15 protein-coding genes are annotated in these 18,083 nt (G+C 36.7%); 13 read left to right on the forward strand and 2 right to left on the reverse strand.

The window, feature by feature from the left end:
- Nucleotides 1-81: 81 nt before the first annotated feature.
- Nucleotides 82-267: a 2-hydroxymuconate tautomerase gene (locus JOD29_RS11100; RefSeq protein ID WP_124763466.1), complete on the reverse strand. Its 186-nt coding sequence runs from the start codon at nucleotides 265-267 to the stop codon at nucleotides 82-84.
- Between the two features lie 71 nt (nucleotides 268-338).
- On the opposite strand from JOD29_RS11100, the gene JOD29_RS11105 reads away from it, so the two are divergent.
- On the forward strand, nucleotides 339-857 hold the full coding sequence (locus JOD29_RS11105) for a YwhD family protein (RefSeq protein WP_124763464.1): 519 nt from the start codon (nucleotides 339-341) through the stop codon (nucleotides 855-857).
- Between the two features lie 403 nt (nucleotides 858-1,260).
- Here JOD29_RS11105 and JOD29_RS11110 read toward each other — a convergent pair whose 3' ends face one another.
- Nucleotides 1,261-3,324: a transglycosylase domain-containing protein gene (locus tag JOD29_RS11110; RefSeq protein WP_124763462.1), complete on the reverse strand. Its 2,064-nt coding sequence runs from the start codon at nucleotides 3,322-3,324 to the stop codon at nucleotides 1,261-1,263.
- Nucleotides 3,325-3,702: 378 nt separating this feature from the next.
- Between JOD29_RS11110 and speB the strand changes: the two genes are divergently transcribed.
- The 12 genes from speB (at nucleotide 3,703) to JOD29_RS11170 (ending at nucleotide 18,081) form a co-directional block, all read left to right on the forward strand.
- Entirely contained in the window at nucleotides 3,703-4,575 is an 873-nt protein-coding gene (speB, locus tag JOD29_RS11115) for an agmatinase (protein ID WP_124763460.1), read from the forward strand.
- Nucleotides 4,576-4,950: 375 nt separating this feature from the next.
- Complete coding sequence (locus JOD29_RS11120) at nucleotides 4,951-5,391, forward strand: YwiB family protein (protein WP_124763458.1); 441 nt, start codon at nucleotides 4,951-4,953, stop codon at nucleotides 5,389-5,391.
- Nucleotides 5,388-7,055: an arginine--tRNA ligase gene (gene argS, locus JOD29_RS11125; protein WP_124763457.1), complete on the forward strand. Its 1,668-nt coding sequence runs from the start codon at nucleotides 5,388-5,390 to the stop codon at nucleotides 7,053-7,055. Before JOD29_RS11120 ends, argS begins: the two co-directional genes overlap by 4 nt.
- A gap of 938 nt (nucleotides 7,056-7,993) precedes the next feature.
- Nucleotides 7,994-9,172 carry an acyl-CoA dehydrogenase family protein gene (locus JOD29_RS11130; protein WP_124763455.1) on the forward strand — a complete coding sequence of 393 codons (1,179 nt, stop codon included), beginning with the start codon at nucleotides 7,994-7,996 and terminating at the stop codon, nucleotides 9,170-9,172.
- Between the two features lie 27 nt (nucleotides 9,173-9,199).
- Nucleotides 9,200-10,084, forward strand: a complete 885-nt coding sequence (locus tag JOD29_RS11135; protein ID WP_124763453.1) for a transporter substrate-binding domain-containing protein — start codon at nucleotides 9,200-9,202, stop codon at nucleotides 10,082-10,084.
- Nucleotides 10,085-10,247: 163 nt separating this feature from the next.
- Nucleotides 10,248-10,958, forward strand: a complete 711-nt coding sequence (locus JOD29_RS11140) for an amino acid ABC transporter permease (RefSeq protein ID WP_124763451.1) — start codon at nucleotides 10,248-10,250, stop codon at nucleotides 10,956-10,958.
- 12 nt (nucleotides 10,959-10,970) lie between these two features.
- A complete protein-coding gene (locus JOD29_RS11145; RefSeq protein ID WP_239585679.1) occupies nucleotides 10,971-11,687 on the forward strand; it encodes an amino acid ABC transporter permease in 717 nt (238 codons plus the stop codon).
- 12 nt (nucleotides 11,688-11,699) lie between these two features.
- A complete protein-coding gene (locus tag JOD29_RS11150; RefSeq protein WP_124763449.1) occupies nucleotides 11,700-12,455 on the forward strand; it encodes an amino acid ABC transporter ATP-binding protein in 756 nt (251 codons plus the stop codon).
- A gap of 136 nt (nucleotides 12,456-12,591) precedes the next feature.
- Nucleotides 12,592-13,152 carry a cob(I)yrinic acid a,c-diamide adenosyltransferase gene (locus JOD29_RS11155; protein ID WP_124763447.1) on the forward strand — a complete coding sequence of 187 codons (561 nt, stop codon included), beginning with the start codon at nucleotides 12,592-12,594 and terminating at the stop codon, nucleotides 13,150-13,152.
- Between the two features lie 453 nt (nucleotides 13,153-13,605).
- Entirely contained in the window at nucleotides 13,606-15,771 is a 2,166-nt protein-coding gene (locus JOD29_RS11160; RefSeq protein ID WP_124763445.1) for a (Fe-S)-binding protein, read from the forward strand.
- A 203-nt stretch (nucleotides 15,772-15,974) separates the two neighbouring features.
- Complete coding sequence (locus tag JOD29_RS11165) at nucleotides 15,975-17,168, forward strand: acetyl-CoA C-acetyltransferase (protein ID WP_124763443.1); 1,194 nt, start codon at nucleotides 15,975-15,977, stop codon at nucleotides 17,166-17,168.
- A 61-nt stretch (nucleotides 17,169-17,229) separates the two neighbouring features.
- Nucleotides 17,230-18,081, forward strand: coding sequence for a 3-hydroxybutyryl-CoA dehydrogenase (locus tag JOD29_RS11170; RefSeq protein WP_124763441.1), 852 nt, complete (start codon nucleotides 17,230-17,232; stop codon nucleotides 18,079-18,081).
- The last annotated feature ends 2 nt before the right edge of the window (nucleotides 18,082-18,083 follow it).

Raw genomic sequence — 18,083 nt, forward strand, 5'->3', positions numbered from 1 at the left:
AAATGAAAAACAGTAAACGCACTCATTATACTTCTCACGAGTACGCCTACTGTTCTAGGTCTTTAAATCTTTTCGAACTTATTATTTATCGATTTGACGTACGCCACCAGTTGCGTAATGTGACTTCGACATTTCTTCAATCACAATCGTTACTGCCTCTGGTTTAGTGTTAACTGTTTCAACAACTGCTTCTGTTACTTTTTCAACTAATGCTTTTTTCTGTTCTTCTGTACGACCTTCAAGTAATTTAACTGTTACGATTGGCATCCTGCATCCTCCTTAGTGGATAAGAGTAGTGTATATTCATTATAATAGGCATAAATGGAGGTATTTACAATATGGCAAATGAAGAAAAACCAAAACAAAAGATGGGCTTTACCATTATTAAAGATGATCCAACAGATGGACATAAAGGATATGGGATCGGATCATTGTCACTTGAAAACGTATCACCTGTATTTATCGATATAGAAGAAAAGCGTGCATTTATTGATATTGGTGCAATGCATGCGAAAAGTGACATTGAACGCGGAATTAAATTTACCATGAACCGAGAAGACTCAGAAGGCGGAAAACCTTATTGGCTAGTATGGGTTACGATTGATTTCAATGAAGCTGGCCCGTACTTTGCAGGAGTTACAGCTTGTGAAATGGTCGTAAATCGTGAAAAACGTCGTGGGTATAAAATTTTAGCTGACCATGTTAATAGAATGGATAAGTCAATGAAGCGAAGAATTCTTGTTGATAATATGGATGATTCTTCAAAAGAAGTTTTAGCTGAATTTTTACAATCTCATAATCAAGAAATGTGGGACCGTAGCAGTGAACAGCTAAAACAAGAATTAGCTGTTGAATAGTTGATGAAACGTTGACATTAGTGGATTGAGGAAAAATTCTTAATGGGAAAATGTGGTTTTGCTGTAACGTCAATACCATTTAGGTAAAAATTTATTATATGTGGATAATTTGTGACAATTCATTGTTGCATTTAGAACCTTATTGAAAGTGTTTTCAAAAAAAAGTAAACTGAGACTAAGCTTGCAGTAGTAAGCTAGGACAATTGGCGGAACGATAAGCTTGAGAGTTAAGCGGCATTTGATTTTCCCAAGCCAGATGCCCCATGATTCTCGGGCTTAGCGCTCGCCATAAAAAAGCTCTTTCTTATTCCGGATTTCTCCGGTTAAGAAAGAGCTTTTTTAATTGAATTTTTCTAACGAGCAGCCTTCACTTTTGTAGATGTCTAGTTTTCCGCTTTTCTTATTATCCACCAAAAAATCCTTTAAACGATTCAAAAGGGAAGAGGTCTAAGAAATTTCCCCAACCACGATCTTCTTTAAAGAACTCAATGTCCGTACATGTTTTAGTAGGTACTTCTTCAGCCTTCACGTAAACAAGTCGTTGCTTAGGACATGCATCCGTTGCAAGTTTTCCTGTTTCGATGTCCACTAAAACTCCTTCAACACCTTCTGGAGCATCAAAGTTCTCATTGGCTGTCCCGGCATTTACTGCTTCCATAAAATCAATCCAAACTTTTTTAGCTGCTGACATTTCTGTGGAAACAGTTAATTGTTTCCCTTGATCATAGCCATTCCAAACACCAGCCGAAATACTAGGGGAGAAGCCAACAATCCACTGATCGCTTATCGTAGAACCAGATTTTGCAGCATAAGTGTGCGTCATACGTGGGCGAATGGATATGCCAGTAGATGGTGAATAATCACTAAACACAGGATCGAACATTCCTGTCATTAGTTCAGTTAAGATGAAAGCATTTTCCTTAGAAATGATTTGTTCCTTAGAAGGTCCTTCATATTCGTAAACAACATCGCCATTTGAATCCTGAATGGATAAAATAGTCGTTGCTTTTCGTTCTTGTCCACCCGCAGCAATCGTATTGTAGGCATTTGTTAATGTATAAAGTGAATTTTCAATTGTTCCTAATGCAATAGATGGATTATCTTTTTCCGTAGAGTTTAAGTTAAAGCGATGTAACATATCTCGGAAAGAATCATATCCAATTTCCTCTAAGGTTTTCACAGCATAAATATTATCTGAGATAGCAATTGCTTGAGCCATTGACATAGCGCTATCCGCAAATTGACCGTTTACGTTTTGTGGTTTATAGGTTGATCGACCATTATCATACGTAAAGATAGTTTCTCCCACATCTAAATAGGTAAGTGGAGAAAAACCTTTTTCAAGAGCTGCTGCATATAAGATTGGTTTAATAGATGAACCAGGTTGGCGTACTGCCTGAGTTACTCGGTTAAAAGGGCTTGTCCCATAATCACGGCCACCAACTAAAGCGGTAACTTGACCTGTCTTAACATCCATACTGACAAAACCAACTTGTAATTCTCCTTCTGGCATATTTTTTGCGACAGCTTCTTCAGCTGCTTTTTGGTGTGCCTGGTTTAAGGTCGTTTTGATGACCCATCCACCTTCACTGATATTCATATGTTTTTTTTCTAAAATGTCAGTTGCTTCTTGCCAAACAACATCTAAGAAATATGGAGCAATTGTTTTTGAGGATAAAAACTCCTCGTTTTTCATTACGATTTCCTCTGTTACAGCTCGTTCTTTTTCAGCTGAAGAGATGATTTTCTGATCTTCCATTAATCCTAAAATTAGCTGTTGTCGGCCTGTAGCTTTTTCTAAATCAATAATAGGCGAATAAATGCTAGGTCCTTTTGGAATACCAGCTAAAAGGGCTGATTCCGCTAATGTTAAATCATTTGCTGATTTCCCGAAATAATAGCGACTCGCTGCCTCAATTCCGTACATTCCATGTCCATAGTTGACGGTATTTAAATAACCTTCAAGTATTTCATCTTTGTTATAAAAAATTTCAAGACGATAAGCATAGAGTGCCTCGTAAATCTTTCGAGCCCAAGTTTTTTCATGAGATAAATAAAGATTACGTGCATATTGTTGCGTAAGCGTACTGGCACCTTCTGCCATACTTCTTGTTTTTATATCTTTAAGTATTGCACCTGCAATACGCGAAAAGTCAAAACCATTATGCTCATAAAAATCTTTATCTTCAACAGCGATCGTTGCTTTAACCAAATAAGGTGAGATATCTTCAAGCTCTGTCCAATAACGTCTCTCAGAAATGAAGTGATCACCAATGGCATTCCCATTACTATCTAAAAAAACAGATGCTTTCGGGACAGTAAGAGGTGGGGCACCAGCAATTTGAGCATATAAGCGTAATGATATGAATGACACAACAATTGCAGAAATTATTGCAACAACTGTAAATGCAATGTTCCTAATCCGCTTTTGCCGCTTCTTTTGACGTATATAGCTTTTTCTTTTCAACCGAAATCACCTCTAATCCTCGAATTACCATATAGTATGTACTTTTAAATAACCGTTTAATCGAAATTATACATAAAAAAACTGTTGCACTTTGTCTAAAAACATCTATACTTTTTTCTCGTACTGCATAAAACAATTACGTAATAGAGCAAATAAGGTTTCAAAAGCGCTCTGTGGCAATGATTGGGATATTCAATCTTTCCGTTTATTTAAAGGATTAGAAACAAAAACTAATGATGCCAATAATCATTCGTTTCGGAATTTACTATAATTATGTAAATGAACAACGAAAATTGTTAAATTTTGCACTGTTTTTGAAATGAATAGGATATGATGTTTTTAGCATGTAATGAAAAATAAATGTTGTAGGTGAATGAAATGAGATTTGATGAAACATATTCTGGTAACGTATTTATTAAAAGTCATCCTAATTACGAAGAATCTAAGGCAGTTCTTTATGGAATGCCAATGGACTGGACAGTAAGCTATCGACCGGGTTCTCGTTTTGGCCCAGCTCGAATTCGAGAAGTATCGATTGGGTTAGAAGAATATAGTTTATATTTAGACCGTGAATTAGATGAAGTGAAATACTTTGATGCGGGTGATATTCCACTTCCGTTTGGAAACCCAGAAAAATCATTAAAAGAAATTAAAGACTTCGTTAGAAAAGTATTAGCTGATGGGAAAGTTCCGATTGGAATGGGAGGAGAGCACTTAGTTTCTCTACCTGTAATGGAAGCAGTGTATGAAAAATACAATGACCTAGCTATTATCCATTTTGATGCTCATACAGATTTACGAACTGATTATGAAGGTGAACCATATTCTCATGCGACACCTATCCGTAAAATTGCTGACCATATTGGGCCGAAAAATGTATACTCATTTGGTATTCGTTCAGGAATGAAGGAAGAGTTTGAGTGGGCAAAAGAAAATGGAATGCATATTTCACCATTTGAAGTGTTAGAGCCATTGAAAGAAGTATTACCAACATTAGCCGGACGTAATGTGTATGTAACGATTGATATCGATGTATTAGATCCTGCACATGCACCAGGAACAGGTACGGTAGATGCTGGTGGTATTACATCAAAAGAATTATTAGCCTCTATCCATGAAATTGCACGTAGTGGTGTGAATGTAGTTGGATTTGACTTAGTGGAAGTTGCACCAGTATACGACAACTCAGAAATGACGGCGAATACAGCAAGTAAGTTAATTCGCGAGATGATACTTGGTTGGGTGAAATAATACCATTTAAAAAGAGGTTCTTGATATCCGCCACGAAAGCGCAGCGGCAGTGGCGAACACAGCGAGTAAGTTAATTCGCGAGATGAGACTTCAGGATTTCAATTGCTTGGAGAATTTCGCTTAATAAAAAAGCATGGAAAACATAAACGTTTTCCATGCTTTTTTCATGCTTAAAGAAACGTAATTTGGATAGCCTTCTATTATTGATTCTTAAAAGCTACAAGTTTTAGAAAAATTAATTTATTGCATTATTAACGGATAACTATTTTGAATTTGTTCTGAAAATTCGCTCATATAGTTGTATCTTGATAAATATGGAGGAATCATCCTATAATATAAAGGTTATAGGAATGCACGAAGGAGTAGACCACTTAAATGAACACCGCACAGAAAAATGTAAAAATTAAATTAAATTCAACGATTCATCCAGTTGATGGAGAACTTGAATCGTATGAGTTGTGGCTACAAGGATCCTTAATCCAAAAATCCGGAAAAACTTTCTTGAGATACGAAGAAGTTTTGGATGAAAAAACAATCCAGACAACAGTAAAAATGGATAAAGAAAATGCGCTTATTTTGCGAAGTGGTGGAGTAAAAATGCGCTTACCATTTAGTTCGATACAAGATGAGCACGGCCACTATGATACTCAATTTGGGGCACTACCAATCGTTACAAAAACACATCAATTAAGTCATGAGCATCATGAAAATGATTTATTCAAAGGTCAATTTAACGTTAATTACGATTTAATTATAGGCGGACAATCGGTTGGAAACTATAAGTTGGAAATAAATTATTCGGAGGTACGAGTATGAACGCGGTAGAACAATTGCAACAATCTATTAAAGAGGTTCTTGCAGCTGCAGTAAAAAAAGCAGGCTTAGTAGAAGATGGAGCAGAGTATAACATTCACATTGAAACACCGAAAGATAAAGCAAATGGTGATTTTGCAACAAACTTAGCGATGCAACTAACAAAGCTTGCAAAAAAACCACCTAGAGCAATTGCTGAAGCTATTTTAGAAAATATCGAAACTAGTGGGACAAGCATTGAAAAAGTTGAAATTGCTGGACCTGGTTTCATTAATATAACAGTAAAAAAAGACTTCTTAGCTGATGTGGTAAAAGCAGTTAAAGAACAAGGCGAAAATTATGGCCGATCAAATACTGGAAACAGTGAAAAGGTTCAAGTAGAGTTCGTATCTGCAAACCCAACAGGAGACCTGCACTTAGGACACGCACGTGGGGCAGCTTACGGTGATTCATTATGTAACGTTTTAGACTTTGCAGGTTTTGATGTCTCTCGTGAATACTACATTAACGATGCTGGTAATCAAATAAACAATCTTGCATTCTCACTAGAAGCCCGTTATAAACAAGCATTAGGGTTAGATGCAGAAATGCCAGAAGACGGTTACCACGGTGCGGATATAGTTGGAATTGCTAAAAAATTAGTTGATGAGTTTGGCAATAGCATCTTAGAAAAATCAAGCGAAGAACGCTTCGAGTTTTTCCGTAAACATGGATTACGTTTAGAACTTGCAAAACTTCAAAATGACTTGGAGAACTTCCGTGTGAAATTTGATGTTTGGTATTCTGAAACGTCATTATATGAAAACGGGAAAATTGATGTAGCATTAGATAAATTAAAAGCAAATGGCCATGTTTATGAAGAAGACGGCGCGACTTGGTTCCGTTCAACAACATTTGGTGACGATAAAGACCGCGTACTGATTAAACAAGGTGGTTCTTACACTTATTTAACACCTGATATTGCTTACCACGAAGATAAAATTAACCGCGGATTTGATAAATTAATCAATATTTGGGGTGCCGATCACCACGGATACATCCCACGTATGAAAGCGGCAATCCAAGCACTAGGTTATGACCGTGACAAACTAGAAGTTGAAGTAATTCAAATGGTTCAACTTTATAAAAACGGTGAGAAGTACAAAATGAGTAAACGTACAGGAAACGCCGTAACAATGCGTGAATTAGTAGAAGAAGTGGGTCTTGATGCAGTACGCTATTACTTCGTGAAAACTGCTTGTGATTCACATATGGATTTTGACTTAGATTTAGCTGTATCTCAATCAAACGAAAACCCAGTGTATTATGCACAATATGCACATGCAAGAATTTGTTCAATTATTCGTTCTGCTTCAGAACAAGGATTTGAAGCATCAATAGAAAATTTAAACTTACTAACTGCTGAAAAAGAAGTAGAAGTATTGAAAAAAGTAGGGGCGTTCCCTCAAATTGTTGCAGAAGCAGCAAAACACCGTACGCCACACCGTATTGCAAACTATATTCAAGAATTAGCGGCGTCGTTCCATAGCTTCTACAATGCAGAGAAAGTAATTAACCCTGACAATAAAGAACTAACAGAATCACGTTTAGCATTAATCAATGCGGTTCGAATTACTATTGCAAACGCATTACGTCTAATCGGTGTTTCAGCTCCAGAAAAAATGTAATAAACAAATACAACCAGTCTCCTTTAAATGGAGGCTGGTTTTTTTATATTATTGATCTATTACATACTTGATAAAATGTATTCTAATAGAGGTTGTAAGGTGCCATTAATCAGCACGTCGTCGAAAACGCCACACCTGCAAGTATTGCTAACATGACTCAATAAGCGCGTGCTTCATTCAACATAAGGCAAGAGCTGACAGAAAAGTGGCTTGGCTTGTGGCATGGAAATCAATAAAGTGACATAATAAATCACTAAAGTAAATTACAAATTGCGAATAGATATCTTTAATTAATAAATGGATTGCTAAGTATGGAGGGGATTACAATATGGTTTTATTCTTTCTGAAAATAAGGGAATAAACTTCCCTTAAATTGAAAAATCCCCTCAAATTCCCTAAAATAAGGGTAGTAATTTCTCTTATTTTATCTAAAACGATGGTTTTTGCCTTATTTAGAGCAAATAACGGAAAAATGTTCCCTTATTCCAGCTCAACCAGCCTCGATTTTGTTCAATAACGGAAAAATGTTCCCTTATTTCAGTTGACCCAGCCCTGATTTTGTCCAATAACGGAAAAAACCTCGACTATCACAACTCACCTCTCTCCAAACCTCGATATAGTACATTAGTGGGAAATCTCCACTTAAATTTGCTCTCCCAGACCTCGTAAACTGTGCTCATAATAATTGCAAGTCGACAAATTTCATGCTTTTTTTGAATTTTCATTTTTTGTTAAAATAATTATTTATCCCTTTGAAATCCCTTTAAATCAACGTTCGTAAGGCATATCATACAATTCCTACAAAAAAACTTTGAAATTAACTATTGACTATAAAATTATGAAAAAGTAAAATTGACTCATAGAAAATAGTAATTAAGTTGGGTTTTTTAGTAGGGATTAAAATAAGTCCCTAATGATTGAAAGGTAGGTAAGTTTTTGTGAAAGACTTATTCATAAAAAATGAACAACAACGACAATGGTTAGAAAAACTAGCGACATTAGAAGAGTCATTTAAAAATAATGCCCAACAGATCGATGAAGAATCTGCATTTCCACATGAGCATATTAAAGCATTACGTGAAATTGGATATACAAAATTAACTTTACCGAAAGAACTTGGTGGTGAAGGATTTAATGTTTATGAAGCAATTTTACTTCATGAAACATTAGCAAGTTATGATGGTAGTACAGCGTTGGCTGCTGGGTGGACATTACTTACAGTTGGTGAACTATTTGAAAATAAATACTGGGATTCAGCTAAATTAAGCGAGTTTGCTAAAGAAGTAGAAAAGGGTGCGATTATTAACCGTGCAGTTAGTGAAATTGCAACTGGTAGCCCAATTCGTGGTGGACGTCCTGGAACAACTGCAAAAAAAGAAGGAAATACGTGGGTGATTAATGGCCGTAAAAGCTACACAACTGGTTCACCAGAGCTTGATTATTTCTTAACTTCTGCCTGGATTGAAGAAGAAGAGAAAGTTGGTTTCTTCTTAATTCATAAAGATCGTAAAGGCGTATCAATCGATGAGACTTGGGATGTCATTGCAATGCGTGGTACTGGTAGCCATGATTTAGTATTAGAAAACGTGGTTGTTGATGAGTCAGACTTAGTTGAACTACCAAACTACAATACTGGTTTTAAGTTAAATGGATGGCTTTTACTAGTTCCAGCAACTTACTTGGGTATTGCACAAGCAGCTGCTAATTATGCAATTCAGTTTGCTAATACACATTCACCAAACAGTATTCAAGGAACAATCGCAACATTACCAAATGTTCAAGCTTTAATTGGTGAGATTGAGTTAGAACTTACAAAAGCTCGCTTTGCACTTTATGGAGCAGCACAAAGCTATATCGATTCAAAAAACAGCAGTGAAGAAATTAACGCTGAAAATGGTGCTAAAATCGTCAATGCAGTAAATGTTGCAAAACATATTGTAACAAATGCAGCTATTAATGTAGTTGATAAAGCAATGCGTGTCGTTGGAGCGAAAAGCTTACAACGCACAAACCCATTACAACGTTATTATCGCGATGTTCGCGCTGGTCTTCATAATCCACCTATGGATGATTTAACTATTAAAAAACTAGCCGAAGAGGCTTTAAAACTAAAATAAAACATTTGAAACAGGGGAGAAATAAAAATGAAGTTTAACAAATTATTAAAGTTTGCAGCGGTAGGTTTTGCATCAATCTCAATTTTAGCAGCATGTGGTGGGAATGAAGAAGGTACTTCAACTTCAGAACCAGCAGATAACAAGGATGCATCTTCAGGTGAAGTTCAAAAAATTAAAGTTGCCTATGCAATCGGAACAAAACCAATTACTTATCAAGACGAAAATGGTGAAGCACAAGGTTACGATGTTGACGCAATGCGCGCGGTTGATGAGAAATTAGAAGACTATGAATTTGAATTTGTTGGAACAACAGATGATGATTTATTACTTGGTGTTGAACAAGGTAAATATGATGTAGGGATTAAAAATGTATGGTACACAGATGAACGTGCACAAAAATATATTTTCCCAAAAGAATTCTTAGGTTTAAGTAGTGTTGGTTTACTACTGAAAAAAGAAAATGAAAACATTAAAGACTTATCAGATTTTGCATCAGCTAATTTAGAATTAGCACCGATTGCAGCGAATAACGCTCAATACACAATTGTAGATGAGTACAATAAAGCAAATCCAGATAATGAAGTAAAACTTGTAGCTGGTGACGAGTTCACAGTTGACCAAGTACAATGGGTGAATGAAGGCCGTTCAGACGGAGCTATTTACCTTGAAGGTCAATATAATGCACAAATTTTAGCTGAAAACGGTCCTTACCATGGTTTTATTGACGATGTAGTCTATAACGAATTTATGGTTGTTAAAACTTGGCCTTTATTCAACAAAAAACAACAAGAATTTGCTGATGCGTATGATGAAGCAATGGCAGAAATTAAACAAACTGAAGAGCTAAAAGAGTTAATGAAAAAACACTATGGTAGAGATTTATTTGAAGTTCTTGAAAAAGTAGAACGCTAATTAGTAAGGAATATATAAAAAGAAGGCTGTTAGGTCGCTATTCATACCTTTCAGCCTTACTTTTTATTTATAGTCGTCATTACATACATAGTAGAAAATATACTTACGTTCTTAAATGCTTTGTGGTTACTAAATATTAGATAGGAAAGCGGTGAGAAAAGAAATGGAGAAATATTTTGATATAGAGTATATATGGAGTTCTCTTCCACAACTATTACCATTCTTGAAGGTAACCTTCCTTGTAGTAGGTCTTTCAGTTTTAATTGGTTCTTTATTTGGTCTAGTATTGGCATTCGCAAAAATGAGTAATAGTAAATTATTAAGAGTTTTAGCAAATGCTTATACAACTGTGATGCGTTGCACGCCTTCCATTGTTTTATTATTCCTTGTGTATTATGGAGTACCAGCTTTTGCAGAAGGGTTATTCGGTTTAGATTTACAAGATATTCATACAGGTGTATATGTAGTACTCACGTTCACATTACAGTTTGCCGCGATGATGTCTGAAGTAGCTAGATCAGCCATTCAGTCTATTAATAAAGGGCAATATGAAGCTGCTGTTAGTGTTGGGTTAACACCATTTCAAGCTTATCGCCGTATCATCTTCCCACAAGCATTTGTAGTAGCTTTACCGAACTTTGGTAATGGATTGATTTCCATCTTGCAAGAAGGTGCATTAGCCTACACAATTGGATTTGTTGATGTTGTGGGTAAAGCAAATTTAATCATTGCAAATAACTATAATACACACCAATTAGAAATATATATCGCCCTTGCGATCATTTATTGGGTATTAGCAATTGTCATCGAGAAAATCTTTGAACTACTAGAAAAAGCGTTTAGTAAAGGTTCTCGATCATTAAAAGTGTCATAGGAGGTGGCTGTAATGGATACAAGTTTAATTAACGTTCCTTTTTTAATCGATACATTCTTTGTTGCGTTAAGTGGTGTACCAGTTGCTTTACTAGTAACGGTTGTTTCATTACTGATTGCCGTTCCTATTGGATTTTTCCTAGCATTAACACGAATCAATCAAATTCCTGTAATTAATACGATCGCAAAGATTTACGTTTCCTTTGTTCGTGGAACACCAATTATCATTCAAATTTTCGTGTTATACAGTTTTATTCCACTCATGTTGAATGGAATCTTTAAAAAGTACAATATTGAATATTCGGTATATGATATTAATCCATTGTGGTATGCATTTATCATTTTCGCGTTTAATACAGCAGCTGTTTTAGTTGAAGTTTTCCGTTCAGCATTAAGTACAGTCGATAAAGGACAGCTTGAAGCAGCACAGTCTGTTGGGTTAACAAATGCACAAGCTTATCGTCGTATTATTATTCCACAAGCTTTAGTAACTGCACTACCTAATCTATGTACGGCTACAGTAAACTTAATTAAAGCAACGTCTCTAGGTTACGCAATTTCATTATACGAGATTACGTTAAAAGCGAAAGTCGCAGCAAACGTTGGTTATAACTATGTTGAAGCGTATATTGATATTTTCATAGTCTATTTAATTCTGTGTATCGTCGTAGAACAGCTATTTAAATGGTGGGAAAAACGTTTAAGTCGCTACAAATATGCTAATGCTTAAGGAGGTAGAGACATGTTAGAAATTACAAATGTTCATAAATCGTTCGGTAAAAATGAAATCCTAAAGGGCGTTGACTTAACAATCGAAAAAGGTGACGTAGTTGTTATTTTGGGGCCAAGTGGATCAGGTAAAACAACACTTCTGCGATGCATTAACTTTTTAGAAAGAGCCGACCAAGGGACTGCCAACTTTGGTGACCTTAAAGTAGATTTAAAAGGTGCATCTAAAAAAGAAGTTCTAGATGTACGTAAAAAAACAGCCTTTGTGTTCCAAAACTATAATTTATTTAATAATAAAACAGCATTGGAAAACGTGGCTGAAGGGTTAATCATTGGACGAAAAATGCCTAAGGAAGAAGCTTATAAAATCTCTCGAGAAGCACTAGATAAAGTAGGCTTATCAGACAAGTACGATTTTTATCCTGTTCAGCTATCTGGTGGTCAGCAACAACGTGTAGGTATTGCCCGAGCAGTAGCCTTAAACCCAGATATCATTTTATTTGATGAACCAACATCAGCACTAGATCCTGAATTAGTTGGGGAAGTACTAGAAACAATGAAAGAGATTGCTCGAGAAGGAACAACGATGCTTGTTGTAACACATGAAATGGGCTTTGCGAAAGACGTTGCAAAACGAGTGATTTTCATGGATGGCGGCGTTGTGGTGGAAGAAGGTACTCCACACGATATCTTTGTCACGCCAAAAGAAGAACGCACAAAACGGTTCCTTCGTCGTGTATTACCAGGCCAATACGATTACGAGATTTAATTTTCTATGGACCAGTCCTTTTTGAGGGCTGGTTTTTTAATGTCGAGACGCACTTGTTCCAAAGTCTACTGAACACTGTTAAAATTAATTAATAAAATAAAGTAATACATTTGAATATAAAGGGGAGAGCCTTGAGATGAAACTTTACACAAAAACAGGTGACAAAGGGAAAACGAGTTTAATTGGTGGTCGTGTTAGTAAAGATGATCTGCGTGTAGAAACATACGGAACGATTGATGAGTTAAATTCATTCATTGGAAAAGCTGTAACTGAATTAGAGCGACCATTATTTGATGATATCATCGCAGACTTAGAAACAATCCAACATGAATTATTTGATTGTGGTGGCGATTTAGCAAATGTGATGAAAGAGCGTAAATACAAACTTGAAGAAGTATCGATCGAAGCTTTAGAGAAACGAATTGATGCGTTGTCAGATGAGGCACCGCCATTGAAAAGATTTATTTTACCTGGAGGGTCACAAGCAGCAGCAACACTTCATATTGCGAGAACAGTCACTAGAAGAGCAGAGAGACAAATGGTAACGCTCATGAATGAAGTAGAGGATGTACCAACAATCATTCAAAAATATTTAAACCGCTTATCTGACTATTTCTTTGCAGCAGCTCGTGCAGTAAATGCACGTTTAAATGTCAAAGATGTTGAGTATGTTCGCAGTGGAGATGTGTTTAAATAATATGAAGAATCCTAAAGCGACTAAGAAAGCCTTAGTTGTTTTAGGATTTTTATATTTTTCACCCAAATTCTTTTTCCGCATTATTAAGTTTATTTAAGATTAATAAATAATTGTAAATTATGATAAAAAAGGGTTTTAAATATCACACCTTGGGTAAGGAACTATAATACAATAATCGTCAAATTTCTACTTATCACTGACTATATTCCCAAAGTAGTATACCGTAATGCTCTAAAAATACTAAATATTCTACAATACTACTAAAAATCTACATTTTTAATTTTCGGAAATTTCAAAACAATCGTTGACTGCATGCTCATTCATCTTTTACAATAATCATATAATGGAAATTGGAAACGTTACCAATAAAATCTATTAGCATTTTTACAAAAATATTAGAATATCTATTAATAGACTAACACATTGGGGAGAAGGATCAGGGGGGAGAAGCATATGAGTCCGTTACTTATTGCAAACTGGGTATTCTTTATTGGTGTTGTGCTTTATGCATTGGGGTTATTTTCATATTTATTAAAAACTAGATATGAATACGTAAAACTAGGGAAAAAAGAAGAGTTTAATGAAAGTGTCAAAGAACGACTTGAAAAAGTATGGGTGAATGTGTTTGGACAGAAGAAATTATTAAAAGATAAAAAGAGTGGAATTATACACGTATTATTCTTTTACGGTTTTCTTCTCGTTCAATTAGGTGCTATTGATTTAATCTGGAAGGGGTTAGCACCAGGATCACATTTACCACTCGGACCATTATATGAAGTGTTTACATTTTTTGAAGAAATCGTAGCGGCTGTTATTTTATTTGCTGTAGTCTGGGCATTCCATCGTCGTTACATAGAAAAACTTGTCCGTTTAAAGCGTGGTTGGAAAAATGGACTAGTTTTAATTTTTATTGGTGGGTTAATGGTCTCTACATTAATTGGAAATGGTATGGGCCTTATTTGGCACGGAGAAGGATTTTCTGGAAGTGAGCCAATTGCCTCCAGTATCGCAGCAATCTTTGGCTTTTTATCACCTGAAGTGGCTGCAGGCGGCTTCTATGCTATGTGGTGGGTGCATTTACTAATTTTATTGACGTTCTTAGTCTATGTTCCACAATCTAAGCATTTCCATTTAATTGTGGGTCCAGCAAACGTCTACTTCAATCGACTTGACCGTGCGGGTACTTTACGTCCAATTAATTTCGATGTGATGGAAGAGGCTGAAGATGAAGAAGAAATGCCTTCCTTTGGGGTAGGGAAGATTGAAGATTTTACACAAAAGCAATTAATAGATTTATATGCTTGTGTAGAATGTGGACGCTGTACAAATATGTGTCCAGCAACTGGGACTGGTAAGATGCTGTCACCAATGGATTTAATCGTAAAATTACGCGATCATCTAACTGCAACGGGTGCCGTCACAACAAAACAAAAGCCTTGGGTACCATTTACAATGTTTAAAAATACACAAGGAAATCAACTTGCTGTGGCAGCTGGTGCCCAAGGAGCAGTGATTGAGGACATTTATAGTCCATCATTAATTGGAGATGTCATTACAGAAGAAGAGATTTGGGCATGTACAACTTGCCGCAACTGTGAAGATCAATGTCCAGTGATGAACGAACATGTAGATAAAATTATCGATCTTCGTCGTTACTTAACGATGACAGAAGGAAAAGTGAATACAGATGCACAACGCGCAATGAACAATATCGAGCGCCAAGGAAATCCTTGGGGGCTTAACAGAAAAGAAAAAGAAAACTGGCGCGATCAAGACCCATCTATTCAAATTCCAACAGTAAAAGAAGCGAAAAAATCAGGTGATGGCTTCGAATACTTATTCTGGGTTGGTTCAATGGGGTCATTTGATAGTCGCTCACAAAAAATTGCCTTATCCTTTGCTCGTTTATTAAATGAAGCTGGTGTCAAATTTGCTATTCTCGGTAATAAAGAGAAAAACTCAGGGGACACACCTCGTCGCCTAGGAAATGAGTTCTTATTCCAAGAATTAGCGACTGCGAACATTGAAGAATTTGAGAAAAATGAAGTAACAAAAATCGTAACGATTGATCCACACGCATATAACATTTTCAAAAATGAATATAAAGACTTCGGCTGGGAAGGTGAAGTATATCACCATACAGAACTATTGTTTGATCTGATCGAACAAGGACTCTTAACAATGAATCATCGAGTTGAGGAAACGATTGTTTTCCACGATTCTTGTTACTTAGGTCGATACAATGACGTATACGATGCACCACGAGAAATTTTAAAAGCTATCCCTGGTGTCAACTTAGTTGAAATGGAACGTAACCGCGAAACGGCAATGTGTTGTGGGGCAGGTGGGGGCTTAATGTGGATGGAAGAACACGTTGGGAACCGCATTAATGTAGCCCGTACCGAACAAGCCTTAGAAACTAGTGCATCGATCATTTCATCTGGATGTCCATACTGTCTAACAATGCTTTCAGATGGTACGAAAGCAAAAGAAGTTGAAGAGCAAGTAGGAACATATGATATTGCCGAGCTACTCGAACGGTCTGTATTTGGAGAACAAAAATCTTCCAATGAAACAACTGAGTCTACTAGTGAAACGATTGCAGCAACTGAAGAATAAAAATTTCTTTAAAAAGTTCTAATAAATGAATGCTGTTCATATGATAAAGGTGGATGGATTTTGTAGAAGTGAAAAGAGGGTGTGATAAATAATCACAGCCTCTTTTAATAAAAAAGTGGCGAGCGAGCGTTCAGTCAACGGCCAATCTATAAATCTCGCAACAGAAACAAAGGGGTAGTACATAAACGAAGGGATGGGGAAATATGAATCGTACTGTGATTTTAGATGGGGCAAGAACACCATTTGGAAAATTTGGAGGTGACTTAGCTTCACTTTCTGCGAGTGACTTAGGGGGAAATGCAATCAAAGCTGCATTAGCTAAGGCGAACATTAATCCAAATGAAGTGGATGAAGTAATTATGGGGACTGTGTTACAAGCAGGGCAAGGTCAAATACCTTCTCGACAAGCAGCTTCAAAAGCGGGAATTCCATGGTCTGTAAAAACAGAAACAGTTAATAAAGTGTGTGCTTCAGGAATGCGAAGTGTTACGCTAGCCGATCAACTAATCCGCTTGGGCGATGAAGAAATAATTGTTGCTGGTGGAATGGAATCCATGTCAAACGCTCCTTATTATTTACCAAACGGACGTTGGGGATTACGCATGGGGAATGCTCAATTAGTTGACGGAATGGTGTATGACGGTCTCTCATGTGCATTTGATCCGAAGCATGTGCATATGGGTACTTACGGAAATTCAACAGCAAATGAATATGAAATTTCACGATCTGCTCAAGATGAGTGGGCTGTTCGTAGTCATCAACTGGCAGTTAAAGCGATAGAGTCAGGTGTGTTTGCACAAGAAATTACGTCAGTTGAGGTTCCACAGAGAAAAGGGGAGCCACTGATTGTCAGTGAAGATGAGGCCCCTCGTAAAGACACTTCTTTGGAAGCGTTAACAAAATTACGACCTGCATTTGATCGAGACGGAACGATCACGGCGGGCAACGCACCAGGTGTGAATGACGGAGCGTGTGCACTTGTACTAATGAATGAGGAAAAGGCTAAACAAGAAGGGCGAACACCTCTTGCAATCATTGTTGGCCATGCAGAAGTAGGGGTGGAACCAAAAGACTTCCCTCAAACACCTGGGCTCGTTATTAATAAATTACTTGAGAAGACAGGAAAATCTATTGAAGAAATCGATTTAATCGAAATCAACGAAGCTTTTGCAGCTGTTGCATTAGTTAGTAATCAAATCGCAGGGCTTGACCCAGATAAAGTAAATGTAAATGGTGGTGCGGTTGCATTAGGTCATCCAATTGGAGCATCGGGTACAAGAATCATCTTAACTCTTGCATATGAGTTAAAGAGACGTGGTGGAGGATTAGGAATCGCTGCTATTTGTTCTGGTGGTGGCCAAGGAGATGCCGTATTAATCGAAGTACCTAAGTTTTAGTTCAACACTGTACTCATTAATTTCGTGATAAATAAGACGTTCAAATAGGGGGATAAACGAGATGGCGATTCAAAAGGTAATGGTAATAGGTGCAGGACAAATGGGATCAGGCATTGCCCAAGTTTGTGCGCAAGCCGGGTATGATGTCATTCTAAACGATATTAAACAAGAATTTTGGGACAGAGGAATCGGAGTGATTACAAAAAATCTTTCTCGTGACGTGGAAAAGGGCAGAAAAACTGAAGCAGAGAAGGAAGCTGTTTTAAACCGAATCTCCAAATCACTTGATCTGAGAGATGCGGTAGACGTTGACTTAGTAATTGAAGCGGCAACTGAAAATATGGATATTAAACAATCAATCTTTAAAGAGCTTGATGCAATTGCACCGCAACATGCTATTTTGGCAACGAATACATCTTCATTACCCATTACAGAAATTGCCGCAGTTACAGAACGTCCGGAACAAGTAATTGGCATGCACTTCATGAACCCAGTACCCGTAATGAAACTGGTTGAAGTCATTCGAGGGCTTGCAACAACGGATGAAGTATATAAAGAAATTGAGCAAATGACTATTCAGTTAGAGAAAACACCTGTAGAAGTAAATGACTTCCCAGGGTTTATTTCAAACCGTATCTTACTTCCGATGATTAACGAAGCAATCTATGCTTTGTATGAAGGGGTCGCAACGAAAGAAGCTATTGACGATGTAATGAAACTAGGAATGAATCATCCAATGGGTCCTCTAACATTAGCAGACTTTATCGGATTAGATACATGTTTATATATTATGGAAATCTTGCATGACGGATTAGGAGATAGTAAGTATCGCCCTTGTCCATTATTACGAAAATATGTTGCAGCGGGTTGGTTAGGAAGAAAATCAGGACGTGGATTCTACGTATACGAATAAAG

The organism is Lysinibacillus composti (assembly GCF_016908465.1).
Taxonomy (GTDB): domain Bacteria; phylum Bacillota; class Bacilli; order Bacillales_A; family Planococcaceae; genus Ureibacillus; species Ureibacillus composti_A.

Bases quoted from the DNA above. Each gene is read 5' to 3' on its own strand.
- JOD29_RS11100 (WP_124763466.1), bottom strand. From the start codon at position 267: ATGCCAATCGTAACAGTTAAATTACTTGAAGGTCGTACAGAAGAACAG.
- JOD29_RS11105 (WP_124763464.1), top strand. From the start codon at position 339: ATGGCAAATGAAGAAAAACCAAAACAAAAGATGGGCTTTACCATTATT.
- speB (WP_124763460.1), top strand. From the start codon at position 3,703: ATGAGATTTGATGAAACATATTCTGGTAACGTATTTATTAAAAGTCAT.
- JOD29_RS11120 (WP_124763458.1), top strand. From the start codon at position 4,951: ATGAACACCGCACAGAAAAATGTAAAAATTAAATTAAATTCAACGATT.
- argS (WP_124763457.1), top strand. From the start codon at position 5,388: ATGAACGCGGTAGAACAATTGCAACAATCTATTAAAGAGGTTCTTGCA.
- JOD29_RS11135 (WP_124763453.1), top strand. From the start codon at position 9,200: ATGAAGTTTAACAAATTATTAAAGTTTGCAGCGGTAGGTTTTGCATCA.
- JOD29_RS11140 (WP_124763451.1), top strand. From the start codon at position 10,248: ATGGAGAAATATTTTGATATAGAGTATATATGGAGTTCTCTTCCACAA.
- JOD29_RS11145 (WP_239585679.1), top strand. From the start codon at position 10,971: ATGGATACAAGTTTAATTAACGTTCCTTTTTTAATCGATACATTCTTT.
- JOD29_RS11150 (WP_124763449.1), top strand. From the start codon at position 11,700: ATGTTAGAAATTACAAATGTTCATAAATCGTTCGGTAAAAATGAAATC.
- JOD29_RS11155 (WP_124763447.1), top strand. From the start codon at position 12,592: ATGAAACTTTACACAAAAACAGGTGACAAAGGGAAAACGAGTTTAATT.
- JOD29_RS11160 (WP_124763445.1), top strand. From the start codon at position 13,606: ATGAGTCCGTTACTTATTGCAAACTGGGTATTCTTTATTGGTGTTGTG.
- JOD29_RS11165 (WP_124763443.1), top strand. From the start codon at position 15,975: ATGAATCGTACTGTGATTTTAGATGGGGCAAGAACACCATTTGGAAAA.
- JOD29_RS11170 (WP_124763441.1), top strand. From the start codon at position 17,230: ATGGCGATTCAAAAGGTAATGGTAATAGGTGCAGGACAAATGGGATCA.